Below are 19,787 nucleotides of genomic sequence, written 5' to 3'. Positions count from 1 at the left end.
GTACGTACTATGAGAGTCCTATTCGCGTATGTATGACGTCTCCGATTCGTTGCCGCTGGGAGACCTCCAGCTTCTTTCGCTTGCCGCTGGCTGAGTCTCTTGTGCGCTGGAAGCAGCAGGTTGGCCAGTGCCACGGTTCGCACGGACGCGATCAAGCACTGCCATCGCCTGGTCATCAATGCTTCCAGTGGATGCCCCGTCGACAACCTGCACCGGCTCTTGCCATTCAGCGGCACTCGCATTTGGTGCTTTGATTGCGAGCTGGTGATCAACGTCTTGTAGCTTCGTTCGCGCGGACGCGAGATCGTCAGCCTGGGGGAATTCGAGGCTGAGCTTGGGCGCGAGGGCTGCCATTTCTTTGGAACTGTCTTCGAGTCGCTGTTCGAGGTCCGAGTGAAGGCTCGGGAGGTTCTTCACTCGGTTCTCCATCGACACGATGATGTTCGCGGCGGCTTCACTGGTCACGAGATCGTTCCAGGAGTAACTGGTCCAGGTTCCGTCATGGTCAGACCCGTCAAGATTGAACTTCACGCTCGCGTTTCTGGCTGGGCCTCCCCCAACGCTCCAGCCCACGTCGTGACCGTTGAGCTGCATAACGCCCTGGTGCTCTTCTGCGGTGAGTACGTACACCTGCGTGCGTCCGCGCCCAGCGATTTCAACGACATCGGCAATGAGTGCTCTCTGTGCGTCACTGCGCTTGTCATAGCTGCGCCCGTTGACTGAGGCAGTGAAATCCTCCGTGATTCGCGTCTTATCCATGAGTGTTTGGACTTCGGGCAGGGCTTCGGTGGCGAACTGATGGGAGTTGTTGGCCATGTTGTATTTATGCTGTGTGGCCTGTTGCTGCCGATTGAATGACCGCTCGCGGCGTTCGAGGGTACCGACTTCACTTTCGAGGGTGACTTTCTCCTCGATCAGAGGGTCCCCAGAGGTGACGGCCATCATTGCTTGTGCTTCGGCTTCAAGATCTCCGGGATCGTCGACCTCGCGCACGTCGATCCGGCCTTGCATGATTTGTTGGATCGGTGCGGCTTTGCGTGCGATGGTTCCCCATGCCGTTGAGTCAAAGGAATTGTCGGTGGCATAGCGAACGATATTGACTTCATCGTTGGCGTTGCCTTGGCGCAGAATTCGGCCCTCGCGCTGGGTGACTTCATCCGGTCGCCAAGGGCAATCGACATGGTGGAGGGCCTTCGTCCGCAGTTGGATGTTCGCGCCTGTGCCCATTTTCGCTGTCGAGCCGATCAGCACGTCGATCTTCCCTTCGCGTGCCTGCTTGAACATGGTCGCTTTCTGCTCATCGTTTTTCGCCTCGTGGATGAACCGGATTCGGTCGCGGTCCATGCTGTAAGACGAGGCAAGTTCGGACCTGAGCTGATCGTAAAAGTTCCACTTCTCCGGGTTCGGGGTGGAGACATCGCAGAAGACGAGCTGCAAAGCGCCACGGTCTTCGGACATGATGTCTCGGTGTTCTTTCGCATCTGAGATGGGATACGGGTTGTCACGGTTCTCGCGCCAGATCTCCGCTACATTCTTAGCGACTTTGTTGACCTTCAAATACTCTCCGCCAGGGTCGCGATCGACCAGCCGGGGGTCGAGTGCAGCCTTACGCCCGTCGCTGTAGACGGTCAGGTGATTATCGTCGCCTTTCCCGGGCCGGCCCCCTGACGTTGCGAGCTTGTCCAGGCGTGCTTTGAGTTCGTCCATGTAGGCTGCGAGCGTGTTTGAGCGGGTCACGACTTCGATTTGAGGGCGGCGTTCACCATCGCTGTTCATCGCCTGCTCGGGCACGTCGAGGTACGAGAGGTCTTTGGTCATTTTCACGTCTGCGAACTGCTGCCATACGCCAAGCATTTCGGGAACATTTTGGAACTTCGAGAACCGTTCTTTGGTGACGAGTTCGCCTGCGGCGTTGCGCTCGAATCGGGACACGGTTTTTCCGAATGTTTTGGCCCAATCGTCGAACCGTTGTACACCGGTCTCTCGCAAGAGATCGGGCCGGATGTAGCGCATCATGACGTGGGCTTCAGTGATGGAGTTGGCGATAGGTGTACCGGTGGCCATGGTCACGACGCGGTGCCCATATGTTTTACGAAGACAGTCGAGTTTCATGTCGAGGTCGGTAGCGCGACCTGAGCCGGTGATGCTGGCTCCCTTGATCTTCGAATGTGTTCTGAGGTTCTTAAACAAGTGCCCCTCATCGACTGCCAGATGGTCTATGCCTGTTTCTTCAAGCGTCAGACCGGCCACGTCTCGGCCGTCGAGAGCTTTCTTCAGCTGTTCTTCTTCCTTGGCAATGGTGTTCTCGATCTGCTTGATCGTGCCTTTGTACTCGCTGTCAGAGTCATCGCGCATGGCCTCCAGGGTGGTCCGAAGGTCCGCAATCTGCTGATTTGAGTAGGAGCTCAACGTTGTGTCAGAGACATCGAGTTTTTCGAACGCGGAGTGGGTCATGATGATCCCGTCCCAGTCTCCGGTTGTGGCGCGTGCGACGAACGCGCGGCGTGCGGAGGCATCTCCTTTTACGGTTTTCACATCATCTGATCCAGCAGAGAGCAGCTGCGCCTGGGGATACATTTGCTGCCATTCGCGGGTGAATTGTTCGAGCATGTGGCCGGGAACGATGACGGCCGGTTTGTTGACCAGTCCACGTCGTTTGAGTTCCATTGCGCCCATGACCATGACGGCGGTTTTTCCGGCGCCAACCTGGTGGAACAATCCCACACCCTGTTCAGAGACGATTCGTGCTACTGCCGTGCGCTGGTGCTTGTGTGGGTCAAAGTCACTGGCCAGTCCTGGCAGGCTGAGTCGTTGGCCTTCTTCGGTGTAGTCGCGTGCCACGAGGGAGTTGAATTGCCGGTTGTACTGCTCAGCAAGCTCGACGGCCCGGTCAGGGTCTTCCCAAACCCATTCGCTGAACCGTTCGCGGATTTCGTCGGCTTTGTCGTTGGCTGACTGGGTTTCAATGTCATTGAGAACTGGTTTGCCGGTTGAGTCTTTGTCTTCGACTTTGATTTCCCGGCTGTTAACCAGCGCATCGAACAGGTCGTGTGCGGGTCGCCGGTCAGTGCCCCAGTCGGAAGTGGCGAGGTATCCAGCGCGACCGTCACGTGACCCATGAACGTCCCAATACCCTCCGCCGTGATTGATTACGGTGGCCTCGTGGTCATCGGTGATGTCTATGAGGAACTGTTCATGAACAGTGGCGGGAACCCACACTGCCCCGATCTGTGCTTCGATGTCGCTGATCGGTACATCGTCGGGCAGTGCGGCTTCGAGGGCTTCGACATTGATGTTCCAGCCGTTGTCAGGTTCTTCCTCGGCTTTGGTGCGTGCTTCCTCGAGTTTGTCTCGCACGTTGCCGGAGAGGTACTCGGCGCGAGTGATGATCTCATCAGAATTGGGGTCATCGAAGACGAGGGTGCCGAGCTGATCGCGTGCTTCTTCTTCGCTTACTCCGAGTCGAGCGGCAATCTGGTTGAGGTCAGTGCGCCCGGTATGGTCGAGTACCAGTGCCAGGGCTTCTTCGGCTGTGTCTGCGCCCAGCAGTGGTCGCTTCACCGAGACGGTACGTCGGGTGAGAATGTGGGCCGGCTGCGCGGTCTGCGTGGAGTCGTTGAAGTTCTCCGACGCGAGAACGAGTGACCACATCGGGTCAGGAGAGAGTGCTTTGTTGACGAGTGGGAAGCTGCGCTTCTCCACCCGGATGGTTTCTTTCTCCTTGGTTTCTTTGTTCGTGACAACCTTGTCAACCCAGCTGGTGTCGAACCGGTTGATTGGCCCGTACTGGTCGACGTGTTTCTGCCATGCGTCGCGTGCCTGATCGCGCAGGGCAATGGACTGGTCGGTATCCGCGGTTGTGCCCGCCTGCTCCTGGATGACAGCGGACATACGATCACGCAGATTCAGCAACGACTTGGCTGGGGCGTGGTGGACCTTGGGTACGTGATACGGCTCGAAGGTCTGTACTGGAGAGACCTGTTTAAACTCTCCGCCATCGAACACAATCGTTCCGACAGTCAGCTCGGTCTGGTTCTGCACGGCTTCGGCCTGTATGACCTGTTCTTCTTCGCTCAGAGGTACGTATCCGCGCCCCTTGGCCTGCGCATCGGCGGCAATAGATGCCATTCGTTCCCGCAGCTGTGACGGGATCGCCGCCAAATCGTCAGTGGTGACCTGGAGCGAGGTATGGAATTGCCCACCGATGGAGTACTCCCCCAGAACATTTTCGGGGTGGGCGATAAAGTAGTCGTTAGTGCGTGGTGTGCGTGTGATGCCATGGTCATCAACGTCGATATTGCTGGTCTTGATCCATTGCCGGGTTTCCGGGGTCGCTTCCTCCCCCGATAGCCGTTTCCGGAACATGAGTACATCGGTGACCACATCAGTGCCGGCTGTCCGGCGATGTGTCCCAGTGGGTAGGCGAACAGCTCCGAGGAAATCAGCTTCTTTGGAGACCTCAGCTCGGAATGCGGGGTTTTGCGAGTCCATTGAGTATTGGCTGGTGATGACGGCCATGACTCCCCCGTCATGCAGGCCCCCAATGGACTTGCGCATGAAGTGGTTGTGCATGGTGAACCGGCCATCGGGGTTCCACACTGGGTCAGATAGTGAACGGTCGCCAAAGGGCACGTTGCCGATGGCTGCGTCGTACTCACCTTGTCGAACTGTAGTGTCAGCGAACGACTCGGTGCGTACGTCGGCTTGTGGATACAGGTGAGCGGCAATCGAGGCGGTCAGTGGATCGAGTTCGATCCCGACCATTTGCATTGTCTCGGGTGCGGTTCCGATGTAGTTGCCTGAGCCGGTGCCGGGTTCGAGGACTCGGCCCGATTCGAAGCCAAGGTCGCTCAAGGTCTCCCACATGGCGGTGACGAGCTTCGGATCGGTGTAGTGGGCGTTGAGTGTGGTGCGGCGTGCTGCGTCGTATTCCTCGTCGGTGAGGACTTCGCGCAGCTCCTGGTTTTCGTTTGTCCAGCTGCCTTTGTTCGGGTCGAACACGTCTGGCACGGCTCCCCAGGAGGACCAGGCTGCGAGGACTTCTTGTTCTGCGCGGGTTGCTGGACGGTTTTCGGTTTCGAGCTGCCGGACTGTGCGGATTGCTTCGAGATTGGCCTTGTACCGCGATTTCGCACCCGAGGGTGCGTATTGGTCTGCCTGAGACAGATAAAACGGCTCAGCGGCCACCACAGAGTCGGTAGTAGACAGTTGAGCCGTTTCGGTGTTGCCAGTTTGTGCGGGGGTCAGTGTTCCAGCGGTTGGCCTGTCTCGTCCACTTCGGCTGGAAAGCTCTCCGTCACGATTCGCTCCCAGGCCAGTTCCCTGGCCTGGGCGACTCGTGCGCGGTGTTGGCCGATGATCTTCATTGGATCGGCTGTCTCGGGTTCTGGCCCCATGTCCTCCAGGAGGTCCGTCTGGGTTTGGTGGAGTTGATTCAGCAAGTCCTGAAAATAGGTCTCGGGGTTCTGAATCTTGCTGTACCGCTTCGGGGCGTACTTCTCCACGTATTCCTGGATCGTGTTGGCTGTCCGCACTGGTCTGTTCCTCTCCTGGAGTCAGCTCATGTTCATCAGTCTCGATGGCCATAAGTGCATCAAATATGTCGAGTTGTCCCTCTACCGGGGTGTTCTTGCGTCCGCGTGCCATGAATCACACGCTATCGAAAAGCCCTGTCGCTAGCAGCTGGTGCTGAATATCGGTACTTCTCAGTCGCGGATCGAGCCCAGTTTCGGGAACAAGTGCGTCATTCTCCTACTCCCCCAGCTTCATCGAGAGCCGCGACAATTCCGCGCATCTCGTCTGCGCTGAGAACCATCTGTATGGGTGGCCTGTGTTCGGCAGCGCGATCACTGCGTTGCCACTGGAGCAAAACCAGCTCGCGGTCCTCGGTGTGCGCGGACACAGTCACATCGTAGCCAGCTAGTCTCCTCGAGCCTTTTGCAGCTCGTGTATTGACGTAAATCATTTCAGATTCCATTGCTCTCCATCTCCGGACCGTAAAACCATATTCCCATATGGGATTATGGTTTTACGGTGATGCCGTCGCTTTCTAGTCCTGCTCGAATGTACTGATCCACCAAGTCCCGCATGGAGGTGCCCTCAGCGACAGCGTGAAGCTTTAACGTTCTAAAGAGTTCAGTCTCCATGTCGAGCGTGGTCTTTGTGGTGGGCTGCTTATGCTTCTTTTCCTTTGCTGGCTCCTCCTGACGAAAGGTACTGCCAATGCTGCCAACGTCATTCGACTCGAGGCTCGGCTTCGCCCCATATGAGCGCGGTTTCTTGCCGTCTGGTGGTTTGATTGCCATGATCAGATTCCTTTCAGTGCCGCAATGAGTTCTGTAGCCACAGCTTCAACTCCAAAGAGATCGGAGTAGCCGATGCCGGTGTCGACAATTTTCTTTACATCTTCACGAACGGGAACGATCGCGTCGAGGAACGAGATATCTTCGTCCCGTGCCCATTGCTGAGCCGTGGCGTACAGCTGAGTTCTCGGGTTGACCTTGTAGAAGAGCAGAGCTGACGGCACTGAAAGCGCCTGAATTGTGGCCGCTGATCGCTTCATGTCCATGGGCGAGGAGTCGGTAGGAATGATCAGGAAATCGGACCGTCGAGCTGCAAGGTCGATGGCTTCTGGGTCGCCTGGGGGAGTGTCGATGATCGTGTAGTCTGCATCGCTGTCTCGGCGTCGCAACTGAGCTTTGTTGACGGCAGTGACAGCGAAGCCCAGCGGGTCGCCGTCTTCAACCGCGTTCTCAGCCCAGTCACCTGCGGACCCCTGCGGGTCTGCATCCCAGACCTCAGCGGTGCCGTGCCCGCGCCGCAACGCTTCTGCCAGGAGAAGACTGAACGTGGTCTTTCCTACTCCACCTTTGGAATTGAGAATTGCAAGAATCACCAGCAAACCACCTTTCTGTGTTTATGGCTTCCTGGCCAGGATACCAGGAATATGGCCAGCGAACCAGGAACCCATATTCCTGGGCCTGTATAGGTTGGGGTCTGGGGAAGAATCGCCCGGAAATTCACGCTAAGGAGTCAGCGGCCTGTTGAATGGGTGACATGGCGGTCGATTTTCTAAGTGATGAGCAGGTCGCAGGGTTCAGCGGATTCCCCGACGAGGTACCAGCGGAGGACCTGGAACGTTTCTGTTGGTTGGACGATGCCGATTTGTCGGTGGTTGGTCGCCGCCGGGGAATGCACAATCGCCTGGGATTTGCTGTTCAACTGATCACGGTGCGGGTAGTCGGACGTTTTTTGACGGATCCATTGGCTGTTCCGTGGCCGGTGGTGGAATCCCTGGCCGGGCAGCTGGGCATTGCCGATGCTTCCGTGCTCAAGCTGTATGCGCAGCGGGGACAGACCGGGTACGAACACGCCGCGGAAATCTCCACCGAGTACGGGTATGCGGATTTCTCCGATCCGGCCAGGTACGAAGAGCTGAGGCTGTTTCTGGAGGCCCGGGCCTGGACTTCGTCGGAGGGACCGGTGCGTTTGTTTGAACGGGCGGCGCTCTGGCTGCGTGAGCGCAAGGTCCTTCTCCCCGGCGTCTCTACGTTGACACGACTGGTTTTAGAGGTCCGTGCCGGAGCAAATGACCGCCTCCATTCCATGCTGGTGGACGCGGCCGGCCCCGCATTGATTCTGGAATTGGAAGGTCTGCTTCGCGTTGGGGATGGGTCGCGGTTGACCGCGTGGGAACGGCTGCGGACCGGGCCTTCGAGGGTCTCGGTGCCGGAATTGTTGCGGCAGTTGGAGCGGCTGGGCCGCTTGCGGTCCCTGGGTGCCGGGTCCATTGATGTGGAGATGATCCCCGAGGGCCGGATGAACGCCCTGGCCCGCTACGGATTGGCGGGCAAGGCCTCATCGCTTCGAGGACTATCGGGACAGCGCCGGGGTGCGACACTGCTTTGTGCCGTGCGCGCATTGACGTCGGAGGTTGCCGATGATTTGTGTGATGCCCTGGACGCCATTGTCAACGAACGCGTTCTGCGCAAGGCAACCAGGGAATCCACTGCCGCCCGGTTGAAATCCCTGCCCCGTTTGTCCAAGGCCTCACTGCAATTGGCGAAGGCCGCGAAAACACTGGTCGAGGTGTTGGACAACACGGAATATTCCGGCGCAGAGGCCGCCTCGGTGCTGGCCGATCAGGTTTCCTTGTCCGAGCTACGCGCCGCGCTGCAGGTGGTGAACGAAGTGGTGAATCCCGAGGGTGCCGAGGCTGATACTGCGGGGCAGATGCTGCGCCGGTTCGCCACCGTGCGCTCGTTCCTGCCGGCGTTGGCCGCGGCGGCACCCTTCGGGGCCACCGCGGGCGGGACGCCAACGTTGGCGGCGCTGACGGCACTGCCGGAGGTTCTGGACGGCCGCAAGAAAGACCCTGCCGAGGTTGATCTGTCTGTCCTCTCTCCGACTTGGCAGCGTCTTGTCACGGCTTCGGAGGAAATCGACCGCAAGGCCTACACGGTGGCGGTGACGGTGGCCGTCCATAAGGCGCTGCGGCGCAGGGACATCTTCGTGGTTGGCGGGCGGCGCTGGGGAGACCCTCGGGCGCGGTTGCTCACCGATCCTGCGTGGCAGAAAACCAAGACTGAGACTTTGAGGGCTCTCCAGCTGCCAGAAGAGCCAACGGAGCATCTGGCTGGTGTGCGCCACCGCCTTGATGCCCGTTATCGTGCGGCGGCTGAGCAGTTGGCCGACAATCCAACGGTACGGATTGATGATGCCGGCAAAGTCCACCTCTCACCCCTGGAGGCCAAGACGGTCCCGGAGTCCCTGACGCAGTTGCGGGGGCTGGTCTCCGGGATGCTGCCGAGGGTGGACCTGCCCGATGTGCTGCTGGAAGTACATTCCTGGACGGGATTCCTCTCGGAATTCAGCCACGTCTCGGAGACCTCCGCGAGGATGGGCCAGCTTGATGTCTCCGTCGCAGCCATCCTGGTGGCCGAGGCCTGCAACGTCGGACTCACACCGGTGGTAAGGGATGGCCACCCCGCCCTGACACGTGGACGCCTGAGCCACGTCGACCAAAACTATGTGCGTGCCGATACGCTTCGCGCAGCTAACGCCCGCCTGATCAAGGCCCAGTCCGGTCTCGGACTCGCACGGCGCTGGGGCACCGGCTTGTTGGCGTCCGTCGATGGGATGCGGTTTGTGGTGCCGGTGGCTACCGTCAATGCCGGGGCAAATCCGCGCTACTTTGGCCAGGGCCGCGGCCTGACCTGGCTGAACTATCTCAACGACCAGGTCTCCGGGCTGGGTGCCGTTGTGGTTCCGGGAACGGTCCGCGATTCCCTGCATATTTTGGATGGGCTGCTCGATCTTGACGGTGGCCAACGCCCCGAGATGGTCGCCACTGACACGGCCTCCTACTCAGACCAGGTCTTCGGGCTTTTCACCCTGCTCGGATATCGGTTCTCGCCCCGTCTGGCCGGGTTGCCGGACCAACGGTTCTGGCGCATCGACGCCACTGCGGATTATGGGAAGCTGAACGCGGTAGCCGGTCGCAACCGCATCAACCTGGATCTCATCTCGTCGAACTGGCCGGACATGCTTCGCCTTGCTGGGTCCTTGACGTCCGGGACCGTGCGCGCCTCCGAAGTCCTGCGGGTCACCCAGGGAGGCGGGGCACCGACGCTGCTCGGGAAGGCGTTGGCGGAGTACGGGAGGATTGCAAAGACCGAGCATCTGTTGGACTTCATCGATGCCGATGAGGGGTACCGCCGGCAAATCCATACCCAGTTGACTGTGCAGGAATCCCGGCATGCCCTGGCCAGACTCATCTTCCACGGGCGGAGGGGCCAAATACGGCAGTCCTACCGGGAAGGCCAGGAAGACCAACTCGGCGCCCTTGGCCTGGTTCTGAACGCCGTCATCCTGTGGAACACCCGCTACCTGGAAGCCGCACTGACCGGGCTCCGCGACCGCGGCCACAACGTTGCAGACGAGGACGTGCATCGCCTGTCGCCGCTGGTCTCGGAACACATCAATATGCTGGGCCGCTACTCTTTCACCGCAGGCGCCACGGGAACGGAACTTCGGCCATTGAGGAACCCCGATGAGGACCTGGAGACCTAAACGAGGCAACATTTCCCTGAACATATCCACGCCCGCAAGAGGAACCACCTGCGGTACAGCCGCAGTTAAGGTGTGTCTGCTGCTCAGTTAAGAATCTTGCGAATGTAGAAACAGTCGGGGAACCTGGTCGAAGCCGCTTCCCATCCGTCACTTGCAGCAGGCAAGGCGCGCAATGAAAAGATCGAGACTCGCGTGACTTCCCAAGACTCGTCGTCGAGTTCGAGTGCGTGTTCGCCGTGTAGCGAACGGATTAGCTTCCAGCCTTGTCTTCCGGCCGCATTGATCTGTTCCACTTCTTCATTGCGCGAAACAGGACCCACGATCCGCATGGTCTCCGTGGCTTGCATTGCCTCGGTTCGGCGGGTGTCGAAACGCTGCTGGGCAGCCTGGCGGGAAATTCCAAGCGCTTTGCCAATTTTTGCCCAACTCAATCCAGAATCTTGAGCTGTCGCAACCGCCTGCGATTGAAGCTGTGTGGATACACGGGCTATGTCGCCAAAAACGGCTACGGAGCGAAGGACGGCCTCCGGTGATTGCATGGACTCATCATCCGAGGGGCTTGGCTCCAGATCAGCAGCGAGTTTCGATAGTCGCACGGAAAGGGCGACGTCGGCTTCGTTGCTCATAGCTCTTCATTGTCAGCTGGACGCCAAGAGTTTGCACGTGAAGCCGCGGTGGATTTCTGAACGAGAACCACTATGAAGCCGATCAAGCTGGCTATCAGGGCAATCCACCCAGCCACGCTGATGATGAAACCCGGGAGCCCTAAGCCTATAAATGCTGCGAACACCACCATGCAGATGCCGAGCGCGAGGGCGACCAGGAGGACTTTTCTTGCAGTGCGAATTCTTGTTGATGGAGTCATGTGTCAAGGATAGGTTGACGCATCGAAGGTGTCAAGGAGATGTTGACGCTCTCGGGTCTCGCTCATTTGGCGACGAAAGGACGCCCTTGCGCTCGGGTGCAGGTTGCCACAAGCAGACTGTCCCGTAAGCCGGTCCTCCACCGGACACGCCAACCGCTGACCTGCTGCTTTGCTAATGGTGACCTATGAAGTGTCCGTATAGGGTGTACGGTGAACTGTCCGGTGAAGGATCCCTATGTGACACACTGATCTACATGTCTAAGATCATGGTCGGTTACGCACGCGTGTCCACGGAGGAGCAAGACCTCACCGCCCAGCGTGATGCCCTGGCATCCCTCGGCGTTGAACCCGAACGCGTCTATGTTGATCATGGCTTTACCGGCAGGAACAAGAATCGCGCAGGACTTCACGAAGCCCTCGCCGCCTGCCGGGCCGGAGATACCTTCGTCGTTACCAAACTCGACCGCCTGGCCCGGTCCGTCCGAGACGCCCACGAGATAGCCGACGGCCTCGCCAGACGCGAAATCAGACTCAGCATCGGTGGTTCCGTCCACGACCCCACCGACCCAATGGGCAAACTGCTGTTCAACGTCCTGGCGATGATCGCTGAGTTCGAAGCCGACCTCATCAGCATGCGCACCCGCGAAGGAATGAAGGTTGCCAAGGCCAACGGCCGACTCCGGGGAAAACAGCCAAAACTCACCGTGAAACAAGAAACACACCTCCTCGAACTGCACGATGCCGGCAAACACACCATGACCGAAATGGCAGAACTATTCTCCATCAGCCGATCCACCATCTACCGGGCCGTTGAACGCGACCAACGCAAGAAAACCGGCACAATCAATCCGTGACCTCTTCCTGCCACCACCGAAAGATGACGTGCGGCTCTCATCCGTTGCCCCACACTGCGAAAGCTTTGCGTCGGGCATTTCGCTTTTTCGCGAGCCCTATCCACGCCAGGATCGACACCGGGATGTCGTTAGCGTGAATTTCCGTACCGATCTTCCTCAGACCCCAGCTCTGGTCGGCCGCCGCCGCGATGTGCCTCGCACTCCTGCCGGTGCTCGTGGTCGTCGCGGGACTCTGGATGAGCATCGCCGGGCTCATCACTGGCGCTCAGTGGGCTCTCGACGTGGGCGGGAGCGTGTGGCTCGGAATCGGTCGCTGGCTCGTAGTCGCCGTGGGCCTCGCGTCGGCCGGCTACGGCCTGTTCGCTTCCATCCGGTGGGTCGCTCGCCTCGTGGAGACCTGGAAGGGGCACGGGATGCCGAAGTGGCCGCGCTGGCGGAAGTAGGCCGCCGCATCGCAAAGAGAGCGCCCCGAGGGAAGAACCCCCGGGGCGCTGGTACGGAACGGATCCGTCGGATGGAGCAGGATGTCGCTGTCGACTCATCGGTCAGCCGAGCGGGTTGACCCACTCGCCGTCATCAGCGGAAGCCTCACACTCCTGGGTGAAGGTCCCCACTGTGGTCTGACCCGCATCAGAGGACTCGGCAGAGAACGCCGTGCCATCGAGGGTGAGCAGTTCGCCGCTCTCGCTGCGGATCAGTGTGTCGGAGCCGGAGTAGTCCCCAGAGCTCGTCCACATGATGGAGCCGCCGTCTTCGCTGAGCGTGCCAGCGCTGGAGTCGGTCTCCTCGATCCCGTAGCACTGGATGCGATCGAAGGCCACAGAGCCCTCGTCGATGCTCAGGCGCACGAGACTGTTGTTCTTGATGCCGCAGTTGACGCACTCGTAGGTGCCGAAGTAGTCGCCGTCGGCGATACCGCTGGACGTGCTGCCACATCCGGTCAGAGCCATCCCGAGGATGGCGATGGGAGCGAGTGCCGTGAGCAGGCTGCGCGCAGGGGTGGGCGTGGTGATCATGTCCTTCATCGTCTGTTCGCGCGCAGGGTGGTGGCGCGTCTCCTTCCAATCGTCGTGGTGAGGGTGCTACGCCACGTCATGCCGCGCGACTAGCACCCCATCAGAGTACAGGCCAGCAACGTATTAGTTGCTGGTTTACCAGCACTTTCCGCGGTGCAGTTAGTAGTTGTGCCCGCAACTTCATCACCTCTCAAGCAGCAGTTCGGTGCACACCTGCGCGCGTACCGCCGTTCGCTCGGCCTGTCGCAGGAGGCCATGGCTTTACCGGCAGGAACAAGAATCGCGCAGGACTTCACGAAGCCCTCGCCGCCTGCCGGGCCGGAGATACCTTCGTCGTTACCAAACTCGACCGCCTGGCCCGGTCCGTCCGAGACGCCCACGAGATAGCCGACGGCCTCGCCAGACGCGAAATCAGACTCAGCATCGGTGGTTCCGTCCACGACCCCACCGACCCAATGGGCAAACTGCTGTTCAACGTCCTGGCGATGATCGCTGAGTTCGAAGCCGACCTCATCAGCATGCGCACCCGCGAAGGAATGAAGGTTGCCAAGGCCAACGGCCGACTCCGGGGAAAACAGCCAAAACTCACCGTGAAACAAGAAACACACCTCCTCGAACTGCACGATGCCGGCAAACACACCATGACCGAAATGGCAGAACTATTCTCCATCAGCCGATCCACCATCTACCGGGCCGTTGAACGCGACCAACGCAAGAAAACCGGCACAATCAATCCGTGACCTCTTCCTGCCACCACCGAAAGATGACGTGCGGCTCTCATCCGTTGCCCCACACTGCGAAAGCTTTGCGTCGGGCATTTCGCTTTTTCGCGAGCCCTATCCACGCCAGGATCGACACCGGGATGTCGTTAGCGTGAATTTCCGTACCGATCTTCCTCAGACCCCAGGTTGGCAAGTCGGGAAGCTAGGGTCCGTCATCTGAGCTGATCTAAGTACGCTTGCTTCGCGCTTTGTCCCTCAGCCATGTTCATGGATGCTCGCAGTGATTCTCGTTTAGTCTTTGCGCTACGACTTCACGCACGTCTATATCCATCGCTTCAATAGTCTTCGGTTTCACCACTCGCCCAAGACTTCCCATCTCGTGTGCGGTCACCAGAATTGCCAGGTAGACGATGACGAGTAGACCAATCATGAGTACACGATCGGGCCAACCATGAAAGGCATGCCATTGAGCGACTACTGCGGGGGTGAGTAGCGAAGCAAGCAGCCACAGGGCCGTAAGTGGGGAGTCGAAGATCCTGTGTGAGAGAGGACGGTGGATGCCGTCGAGAAGTTTGTCGCTGATCGTGTATTCAACAAACTGTATGGCGACGAAAGGAACGATGCAGACGGTGGCCCAGTATCGGTCCTCGGCCACAACCTGCAAGCCGAGGATGCCCGCTATCACAGTGAGTGCGAGTGTGGGTGTATAGACGGCAATGTGCCATTTACGGTAAGGGTTCTTCGTGGTGGTCTGTGGGCCGACTGGTTCCACTGGTTGTGGTGGGGTGGTGCTGAGTAGGCGCGTTTTCCTCATGAGAGGTTCCTTTCTTCGTGTGACGGAGGGGTTCAGCGTTTGCGTGCGAGTCGTTTGCGGGGGAGACGGCTGGTCATCTGCGCCATGGCTTTGGCTTTCGCGTCTTGGCCCTCGTGGGTAGCCATTCGGCGGTGAATTTCGGCGCGGCGTGCTTCCTCGGCGCGGCGTTGAATCTCATGCGTCCGTTTCCGAGCTTCAGCGCGGCGGATGCGCTCCTGGGTGGGAGATGCGACCACGCCACCATGAGCGTCTCGCCAGCGGTTGAGTCGCCAATTGACCCAGTGACCGAGGCGAGAGGCGGGGATTCCATCGGCTCCGGTGTAGGGCACCCACCGGTTCTCGATCAGCTGTCCGTGGGCGCGACCGTCGGGCATGGAATCGAGCGCAGTTTTCAGGTCGCTTAGCGTCCAGCCTGTGGCAAAGAAGTCTTTAGCGAGGAATGCTAGGTGCTTCGCTGAGAGCTTTCCCAACGCTGGTACGCGACGTGCCCACTCACTTCCAGCCAGAATGCGTTCGTCTTTGCTGCTTGGTGTTACGTGACTGGGCCAAGCTGGGCTCTGGCGATTCGCTGGGTCGATGGTCGGGTGGCGGTGAGCCGCCTTCAGTGATGAGGGCCGCGAAGCGGCTCTGCTGGGGGCTTCTTTCTCGCGTGCGCGTGCAGGGAATTCTTTATAGCCACGAAGTGTGGGAGGGGTGACATTTATGTCCACAGGCACTTCATCAACAGGGCAGGTCAGTGCGTAGACCGGTGCGTCATTGAGGAATGCGTCGTCGGTTTTCCAGCCGCCTGCCCGTTTGGCTGCTGCGCTCCGGCCTGCTGCGACTCGTCCAATCCACCCGGCTTCGTGGAGAACTTTAAGGTGGCGAGCTACTGACCGTTCTTTGATGCCGGTACGTTTGGCAATGGTGGCCCAGGTGAGAGTGTTCGTTGTCAGCGTTGACCAATCAGCGTTGAAGCCAACGATACGAGCAATAAGGCGGCGATTCTCGCGCCCGTCAGCACGCATGTCCAGGTCGTTGATCCATCCGTCTACGGCTTTTAGCCAGGTGGTCTGTGACGTCGCGAGAGTAGCCTGCATGTGCAGGACAGCGCGGCCTCGATGGAGTGCGGAGGTCTCTTGAGTGCGAGAGGGCCGGCGCACACGCAGTGGGGGATTGGTGCGCCAGTCTTGGCGGATAGCTAGGGCGGCTGTGCCCTCAGTGCTCTGAGTCTTTTCAGGACACGCGCCACGGCCATTGCTTCTGCGTTTGGGTGTGGGGTATCCTGAACTCGTCTTTAGGAACAAGAACGAGTCCTTTCGGATTCGGATCGAGCTGTTACTCGATCACATATTCATTTAGAAAAGGTCACCCGTTGGCGCGGGTGACTTTTTTGGTGTCTAGGCAGACTTCAGATTGATTTCCCCCTGCTCGTGTTCGGAATTGGGAAGTGGTGGGGCGTGCTCAGGCAGTCCCTTCTGGAGGGCCACAAGGTAAGAGACATATTCTCCATACGGCATGTTGAGCGCGTCAGCTTCTGCGCGGACGATCTTATCGACCGGCTTACGCAGGCGAGTAGAGATAGATTTTTCAGCCCGATTGGGAACTATGGGTCGTCCGGTAGCCATAGTTGAAACATACCTTGCGGGGTGTTTCATTTCTAGAAATTGCGCGGCGTGTCCGTGAACATTTTTCGCCTGATCTCCCTGGGGGAGTTGCCGCACTGCTCTAAGCGCCACGCACGGCTTCGGTGAGCGCCTGTAGGAGCATGTCGATGTTTGCGTTGAGGGGCCGGTAACGAACACGCTGGCCGCTCTTGCGAGCTTCGGGCGGCGGGTCCGAGGCGACCAGGTCGAGCTCTTCGAGAACGCGCAGATGAACCTGAACGGTCTTGTCGACAGCCCCAATCCGCTTGGCGATTTCGCCGCGTGTGCCAGGTCCATCCTTTTGCAGTGTGCCGAGAATGGCGACTCGAACGCGGTTTCCGAATGCTTCAATGGCAGCCTCCACTGACTCTGGGTGTGCTGGCCGCGCATATTTTGGCATGTGTCCATCTTGCCTGAATCTGCGCGCCGTTTCTTCTCCCTCATACTAGCGGAGTGTTTATCTATCCGCTAGTATTAAAGCGGTTGCGTGGTGGCAACTGGACAAAAGAGCGGGGGCTGAACACATCTGCCAATGTGTTCAGCCCCCGCTTGCATGATGCTGAGATTAGAGCTTCACACCCAGCGCTGTGGCGGCATGGCGCAAAACGGCCCGTATATGTGTGGGCTGACTGCTGTACCGGACTGCACGGCCGCGACGCTCGTTCTGAGCGAGATCCCCATGGATGTACCCAAGGTCTTCGAGCTCGCGCAGCATACGTGAGAGCGTGGTCTGGCGAATGCCAGTTTCCGTCGAGATGGTGGCGGCGTGCACGCCCTCCTTTTGCGACGCCAGGAACGAGATGATGAGCAGGCGTTCCTTAGACCCTGCGAGTCGTAGGAGCGGATTGATCCAATCGTCTTTCTGCATTGGTTTACTTTCGTGGTGGCGAGAATAGGGAAGTTTAGAGTGCGTCCACAATGGACCCGGCGACTTCAAGATAAGCCTGTCGTGTGGGCTGACGTAGACCATCGAGGGAAATGAGGTCCCCCTTTCCGACCTCGGCATCGAATGGGACGAGATGAACGTCGCGGCACAGGTGTTCCAGAGTGGCGATGATGGCATCTCTGTCAACATCCTTGCTGGTAGCACCGGTATCAGTTAGGACAACGATAGCGTTTTCTGCAAGCTCTCGATAGGCACCACCGTGTGCCTCGTGCAACCACGTCAGGGTGCGTTGTGCTCGTTTTGCACCTGTGACAGCCCACCCGGATGCAACGACGATTTGGTCGGCTCGTTCGAGGATGCCTTTCATTGCCGGGTGGGTGACTCCTGTACCGCAGTCGGTGAGAGTGACCGGGTAGAACCGGTCAGCGGTGTCCCGGACAGCAATGTACTGTTCTGCGGTCAGCGATTCGGATACCTCGGGATCTTGTTCTCCTGCGATGAAGTGCAGGCGACCAGATGTTTGGGTGAACCGGTTGAGGTCTGTGAGGTTGTCGATTTGTTTAGCATCTAGAGCGCCGACGAGGTCTGTGATTGTGCGAGGGCTCAGCGACTCCACCTGGTCGTGACCGATGAGTCTGTCTGCGAGGTCTCCGGCATCGGGGTTCGTATCGATCGCAAGGACGGAGTCTGGGCGGTGTTCAGCCAGGCTCAGACCTATGCCACAAGTATTCGAGGTTTTAGAAATGCCTCCTTTGAGGCACATGAATACGATGTTGCGGGTCCCTGAGATGGGCTTTGCCACTCGTTGATACAGTTCCCGCTGGTGAATCTCGCGGCGGCTGAGGCCGGTATTGATCAGCCCTCCGGTTGCTTTGTACATCATTCCGCGCACACCTGCTGCTGGTGTTTCTTTAGCCTGCTTGACGAAGCTGCGGGTAACGGGCGCGTCAGTTGTGACAACGTTCCCATCTGACACGCCCTGTGCCGCAAGAAACGGATTGCCCTGTGGCTCGGTTGGGGTACCGGAATTCTGGGGAGCTGGCGGCGGTGAGGTATCACCCTGCGGGGGAGTGGCTGGCCGTGGCGGAACCGGGGCAGGGGTTGCGACCGGCTCTGGCGTCGGACTGTGCTCTTGAGATTCGGTCGTTGTCATGGGTGCCTCCTGCTGGACTGGTTGGTCAAGCTCATTGATCGTGCCGTTGGGGTGGACTTCAAGCGCCGTGGTTCCTTCATTTGGGGCAGTGACTGTGGCGTTGAGAATGCGCCCACTGGTTTGGGCATGATTGGTCAGGATCACGATGACTTCACTACGCGCGGCACTGAGTGAGCTGGCCGCGATAGTCCGTGCGCCGGTCGGCAGCGTGATTTGTCCCTGTCCGTCTGCGTCAAGATGAATATCAATCATTATTTCTCCTGGCTGACTCGTGGTGCTCGGTAAAGAATGGACGTGTCTACTTTTTCCGCGACGACATACGCTCCCGTAGCGGAGACAGCGGATGGTGGCGGATCGTCATCGGACATTGTTTCCCACTGTTCTGGAACAACCTTCTTGCCCTCCACTGCCAGGTCGAGAGCACCGTCACCGTTGGTGGTGTAAACGTGATTCCCAGCCAAGGTGAGGTCTGTGGAAGCAGCGAGGTCCAGATCGACAATCTCGGGATGGTCTGAACTCATGTTGATGAAGTAGGGATCGGCTAGAGCGGTGTTCGCTTCAGCGTCGATTTGAGGGAGGGTCTGGTCCGAAGGTGCGCTTCCTTCCAAGGTGGTAAGAATGTCGCCGTGTTCGGTATCAAGGACTGCGGTGATCGCAGATTTATCGGTTTCCCAAGTCAGCAGAGCGCGAGTGGGAGTAAGACCCACTGCTTTAGTCGGTGCTCCTCGCGTTCCTTTGGGCCGGTCAAAGCTGATCGAGGCATCCTTTCCCGCCTCAGTGATGGCGGTGTGCGTGATCGTGTTGTCTCCCACTGCGATGATGATGTCGGTGCCGGCTGCCACTGGTTGAGTTCCTGGGGGAATGGTGGTGCGGTTAAACCCGGTGCCATCGGCTGGAACGGCCACTGTGTAGTCGCCAAGGTCGATCAGTGGCGCTGTTCCCGCGAACGACGCTTCACCGGTAGCTTCAGCATCGAGAGAGACTGGCGGCACATCAGTGGAATCGGGCAGGTCGAGTGGCCAGAGCGTGAGCTGACGGCCGCTAAACGATGCGAGGACGGGGCGACCACGCCATGTCGTTTCCACTATCTGTTTAGTCCCATTCGGTGCCTGAGCGGATGACCAGACGGCGGTGGCTCGTTTCTGGTCAATAATCTGGAGCCGGTTGTCAGCAGTGGTGATGAGAACGTTGCCGTTCGACAGGGGGAGCGGGTCGGTGCCATCGTCAATGGGTACGGCCCATGTTGCTTCGGTTGAGAATCCGGCAGGGAGACCAACCGGGATAGTTTGACCCTCACCAGGAATGGGCGGTGCAGGAGCTGCGACTGGTTCTTCCTGGGAAGCAATGACGGATTTCCCAATCACAACACCAGCCACAGTCAGTGCCACAGCACAGATACAAGCGGTGATGAGGATGAACGCACGCCTATTGCGGGGTCGACCGGTTGAGGCTTCTGGGGGAGTGGCATCAATGGCTTCTCCCTCTGAGCTCACGACCATCATATGGGTGCCGTCAGGAGTCGCGGCGCGGACTCGAACTGCATCCAGTCCCAGCGCTTGGGCTTTGCGAGCGACCGCTTCAACCCCGGCATCGGTTGCAGAAGTGCCAGGGGCCGGCTCGACAATCACTTTGTCGAGAGTGACCGTATCGCCGTCGTATTCCAGTTGCAGAATCGGAAATGGGGGAACGTGGTCGGGATTGAATGTGCTCATTTGTCTAGTCCGTATACCGGTGGGGTGTCATATTCAGATTGCATGAGTTTCTCCTTTTTGGCCTGCCTG

The 19,787-nt window shown here is 58.9% G+C and carries 15 protein-coding genes and 2 pseudogenes; 4 read left to right on the top strand and 13 right to left on the bottom strand.

Features of this window, described 5'->3' with window-relative positions:
- Positions 1 to 18: 18 nt before the first annotated feature.
- From INT29_RS20695 to INT29_RS18190, 4 genes are all read right to left on the bottom strand, one after another.
- Positions 19 to 5,187 carry a helicase-related protein gene (locus INT29_RS20695; protein WP_193072785.1) on the bottom strand — a complete coding sequence of 1,723 codons (5,169 nt, stop codon included), beginning with the start codon at positions 5,185 to 5,187 and terminating at the stop codon, positions 19 to 21.
- A 56-nt stretch (positions 5,188 to 5,243) separates the two neighbouring features.
- Positions 5,244 to 5,504 carry a hypothetical protein gene (locus INT29_RS18200; protein ID WP_193072784.1) on the bottom strand — a complete coding sequence of 87 codons (261 nt, stop codon included), beginning with the start codon at positions 5,502 to 5,504 and terminating at the stop codon, positions 5,244 to 5,246.
- A gap of 516 nt (positions 5,505 to 6,020) precedes the next feature.
- The gene (locus INT29_RS18195) at positions 6,021 to 6,305 is read right to left on the bottom strand and encodes a hypothetical protein (RefSeq protein ID WP_193072782.1); all 285 of its coding nucleotides are present in this window, start codon (positions 6,303 to 6,305) and stop codon (positions 6,021 to 6,023) included.
- A 2-nt stretch (positions 6,306 to 6,307) separates the two neighbouring features.
- Complete coding sequence (locus INT29_RS18190) at positions 6,308 to 6,895, bottom strand: AAA family ATPase (protein ID WP_193072780.1); 588 nt, start codon at positions 6,893 to 6,895, stop codon at positions 6,308 to 6,310.
- Positions 6,896 to 7,056: 161 nt separating this feature from the next.
- Between INT29_RS18190 and INT29_RS18185 the strand changes: the two genes are divergently transcribed.
- The gene (locus INT29_RS18185) at positions 7,057 to 10,071 is read left to right on the top strand and encodes a Tn3 family transposase (RefSeq protein WP_114320267.1); all 3,015 of its coding nucleotides are present in this window, start codon (positions 7,057 to 7,059) and stop codon (positions 10,069 to 10,071) included.
- Positions 10,072 to 10,154: 83 nt separating this feature from the next.
- On the opposite strand, the gene INT29_RS18180 is transcribed toward INT29_RS18185, so the two are convergent.
- The gene (locus tag INT29_RS18180; RefSeq protein ID WP_101584757.1) at positions 10,155 to 10,697 is read right to left on the bottom strand and encodes a hypothetical protein; all 543 of its coding nucleotides are present in this window, start codon (positions 10,695 to 10,697) and stop codon (positions 10,155 to 10,157) included.
- Positions 10,694 to 10,936, bottom strand: coding sequence for a hypothetical protein (locus INT29_RS18175; protein ID WP_101584756.1), 243 nt, complete (start codon positions 10,934 to 10,936; stop codon positions 10,694 to 10,696). Before INT29_RS18175 ends, INT29_RS18180 begins: the two co-directional genes overlap by 4 nt.
- Before the next feature lie 254 nt (positions 10,937 to 11,190).
- Between INT29_RS18175 and INT29_RS18170 the strand changes: the two genes are divergently transcribed.
- Positions 11,191 to 11,790, top strand: a complete 600-nt coding sequence (locus INT29_RS18170) for a recombinase family protein (protein ID WP_096161814.1) — start codon at positions 11,191 to 11,193, stop codon at positions 11,788 to 11,790.
- 164 nt (positions 11,791 to 11,954) lie between these two features.
- Positions 11,955 to 12,233 (top strand): annotated as a pseudogene (locus tag INT29_RS18165) (hypothetical protein); the annotation flags it as partial.
- A gap of 102 nt (positions 12,234 to 12,335) precedes the next feature.
- Here INT29_RS18165 and INT29_RS18160 read toward each other — a convergent pair.
- On the bottom strand, positions 12,336 to 12,806 hold the full coding sequence (locus INT29_RS18160) for a hypothetical protein (protein WP_193072778.1): 471 nt from the start codon (positions 12,804 to 12,806) through the stop codon (positions 12,336 to 12,338).
- Between the two features lie 254 nt (positions 12,807 to 13,060).
- On the opposite strand from INT29_RS18160, the pseudogene INT29_RS18155 reads away from it, so the two are divergent.
- Positions 13,061 to 13,546: pseudogene (locus tag INT29_RS18155) on the top strand (recombinase family protein); the annotation flags it as partial.
- Positions 13,547 to 13,793: 247 nt separating this feature from the next.
- Here INT29_RS18155 and INT29_RS18150 read toward each other — a convergent pair.
- From INT29_RS18150 to INT29_RS18125, 6 genes are all read right to left on the bottom strand, one after another.
- Entirely contained in the window at positions 13,794 to 14,342 is a 549-nt protein-coding gene (locus INT29_RS18150) for a hypothetical protein (protein WP_193072776.1), read from the bottom strand.
- Positions 14,343 to 14,374: 32 nt separating this feature from the next.
- Positions 14,375 to 15,421, bottom strand: coding sequence for a helix-turn-helix domain-containing protein (locus tag INT29_RS18145; protein ID WP_193072774.1), 1,047 nt, complete (start codon positions 15,419 to 15,421; stop codon positions 14,375 to 14,377).
- Positions 15,422 to 16,049: 628 nt separating this feature from the next.
- Positions 16,050 to 16,367, bottom strand: a complete 318-nt coding sequence (locus tag INT29_RS18140; RefSeq protein WP_193072772.1) for an ArsR/SmtB family transcription factor — start codon at positions 16,365 to 16,367, stop codon at positions 16,050 to 16,052.
- A gap of 165 nt (positions 16,368 to 16,532) precedes the next feature.
- Positions 16,533 to 16,835, bottom strand: a complete 303-nt coding sequence (locus tag INT29_RS18135; RefSeq protein ID WP_193072770.1) for an ArsR/SmtB family transcription factor — start codon at positions 16,833 to 16,835, stop codon at positions 16,533 to 16,535.
- 34 nt (positions 16,836 to 16,869) lie between these two features.
- Positions 16,870 to 18,258 carry a MinD/ParA family protein gene (locus INT29_RS18130; RefSeq protein WP_226842201.1) on the bottom strand — a complete coding sequence of 463 codons (1,389 nt, stop codon included), beginning with the start codon at positions 18,256 to 18,258 and terminating at the stop codon, positions 16,870 to 16,872.
- Positions 18,258 to 19,718: a hypothetical protein gene (locus INT29_RS18125; RefSeq protein WP_193072768.1), complete on the bottom strand. Its 1,461-nt coding sequence runs from the start codon at positions 19,716 to 19,718 to the stop codon at positions 18,258 to 18,260. The genes INT29_RS18130 and INT29_RS18125 overlap by 1 nt, the downstream gene beginning before the upstream one ends.
- Positions 19,719 to 19,787: the final 69 nt, after the last annotated feature.

Origin of the sequence: Brevibacterium sp. FME37, assembly GCF_014897485.1 — a bacterium.
GTDB lineage: Bacteria > Actinomycetota > Actinomycetes > Actinomycetales > Brevibacteriaceae > Brevibacterium.
Note: the sequence above shows the minus strand (reverse complement) of the source record. Positions and strands in the feature narration are given on the sequence as shown.

Coding starts and splice junctions, on each gene's coding strand:
- INT29_RS18195 (WP_193072782.1), bottom strand. CDS start 6,305: ATGGCAATCAAACCACCAGACGGCAAGAAACCGCGCTCATATGGGGCG.
- INT29_RS18185 (WP_114320267.1), top strand. CDS start 7,057: ATGGCGGTCGATTTTCTAAGTGATGAGCAGGTCGCAGGGTTCAGCGGA.
- INT29_RS18180 (WP_101584757.1), bottom strand. CDS start 10,697: ATGAGCAACGAAGCCGACGTCGCCCTTTCCGTGCGACTATCGAAACTC.
- INT29_RS18175 (WP_101584756.1), bottom strand. CDS start 10,936: ATGACTCCATCAACAAGAATTCGCACTGCAAGAAAAGTCCTCCTGGTC.
- INT29_RS18170 (WP_096161814.1), top strand. CDS start 11,191: ATGTCTAAGATCATGGTCGGTTACGCACGCGTGTCCACGGAGGAGCAA.
- INT29_RS18160 (WP_193072778.1), bottom strand. CDS start 12,806: ATGATCACCACGCCCACCCCTGCGCGCAGCCTGCTCACGGCACTCGCT.
- INT29_RS18150 (WP_193072776.1), bottom strand. CDS start 14,342: ATGAGGAAAACGCGCCTACTCAGCACCACCCCACCACAACCAGTGGAA.
- INT29_RS18145 (WP_193072774.1), bottom strand. CDS start 15,421: ATGCAGGCTACTCTCGCGACGTCACAGACCACCTGGCTAAAAGCCGTA.
- INT29_RS18140 (WP_193072772.1), bottom strand. CDS start 16,367: ATGCCAAAATATGCGCGGCCAGCACACCCAGAGTCAGTGGAGGCTGCC.
- INT29_RS18135 (WP_193072770.1), bottom strand. CDS start 16,835: ATGCAGAAAGACGATTGGATCAATCCGCTCCTACGACTCGCAGGGTCT.
- INT29_RS18130 (WP_226842201.1), bottom strand. CDS start 18,258: ATGATTGATATTCATCTTGACGCAGACGGACAGGGACAAATCACGCTG.
- INT29_RS18125 (WP_193072768.1), bottom strand. CDS start 19,718: ATGAGCACATTCAATCCCGACCACGTTCCCCCATTTCCGATTCTGCAA.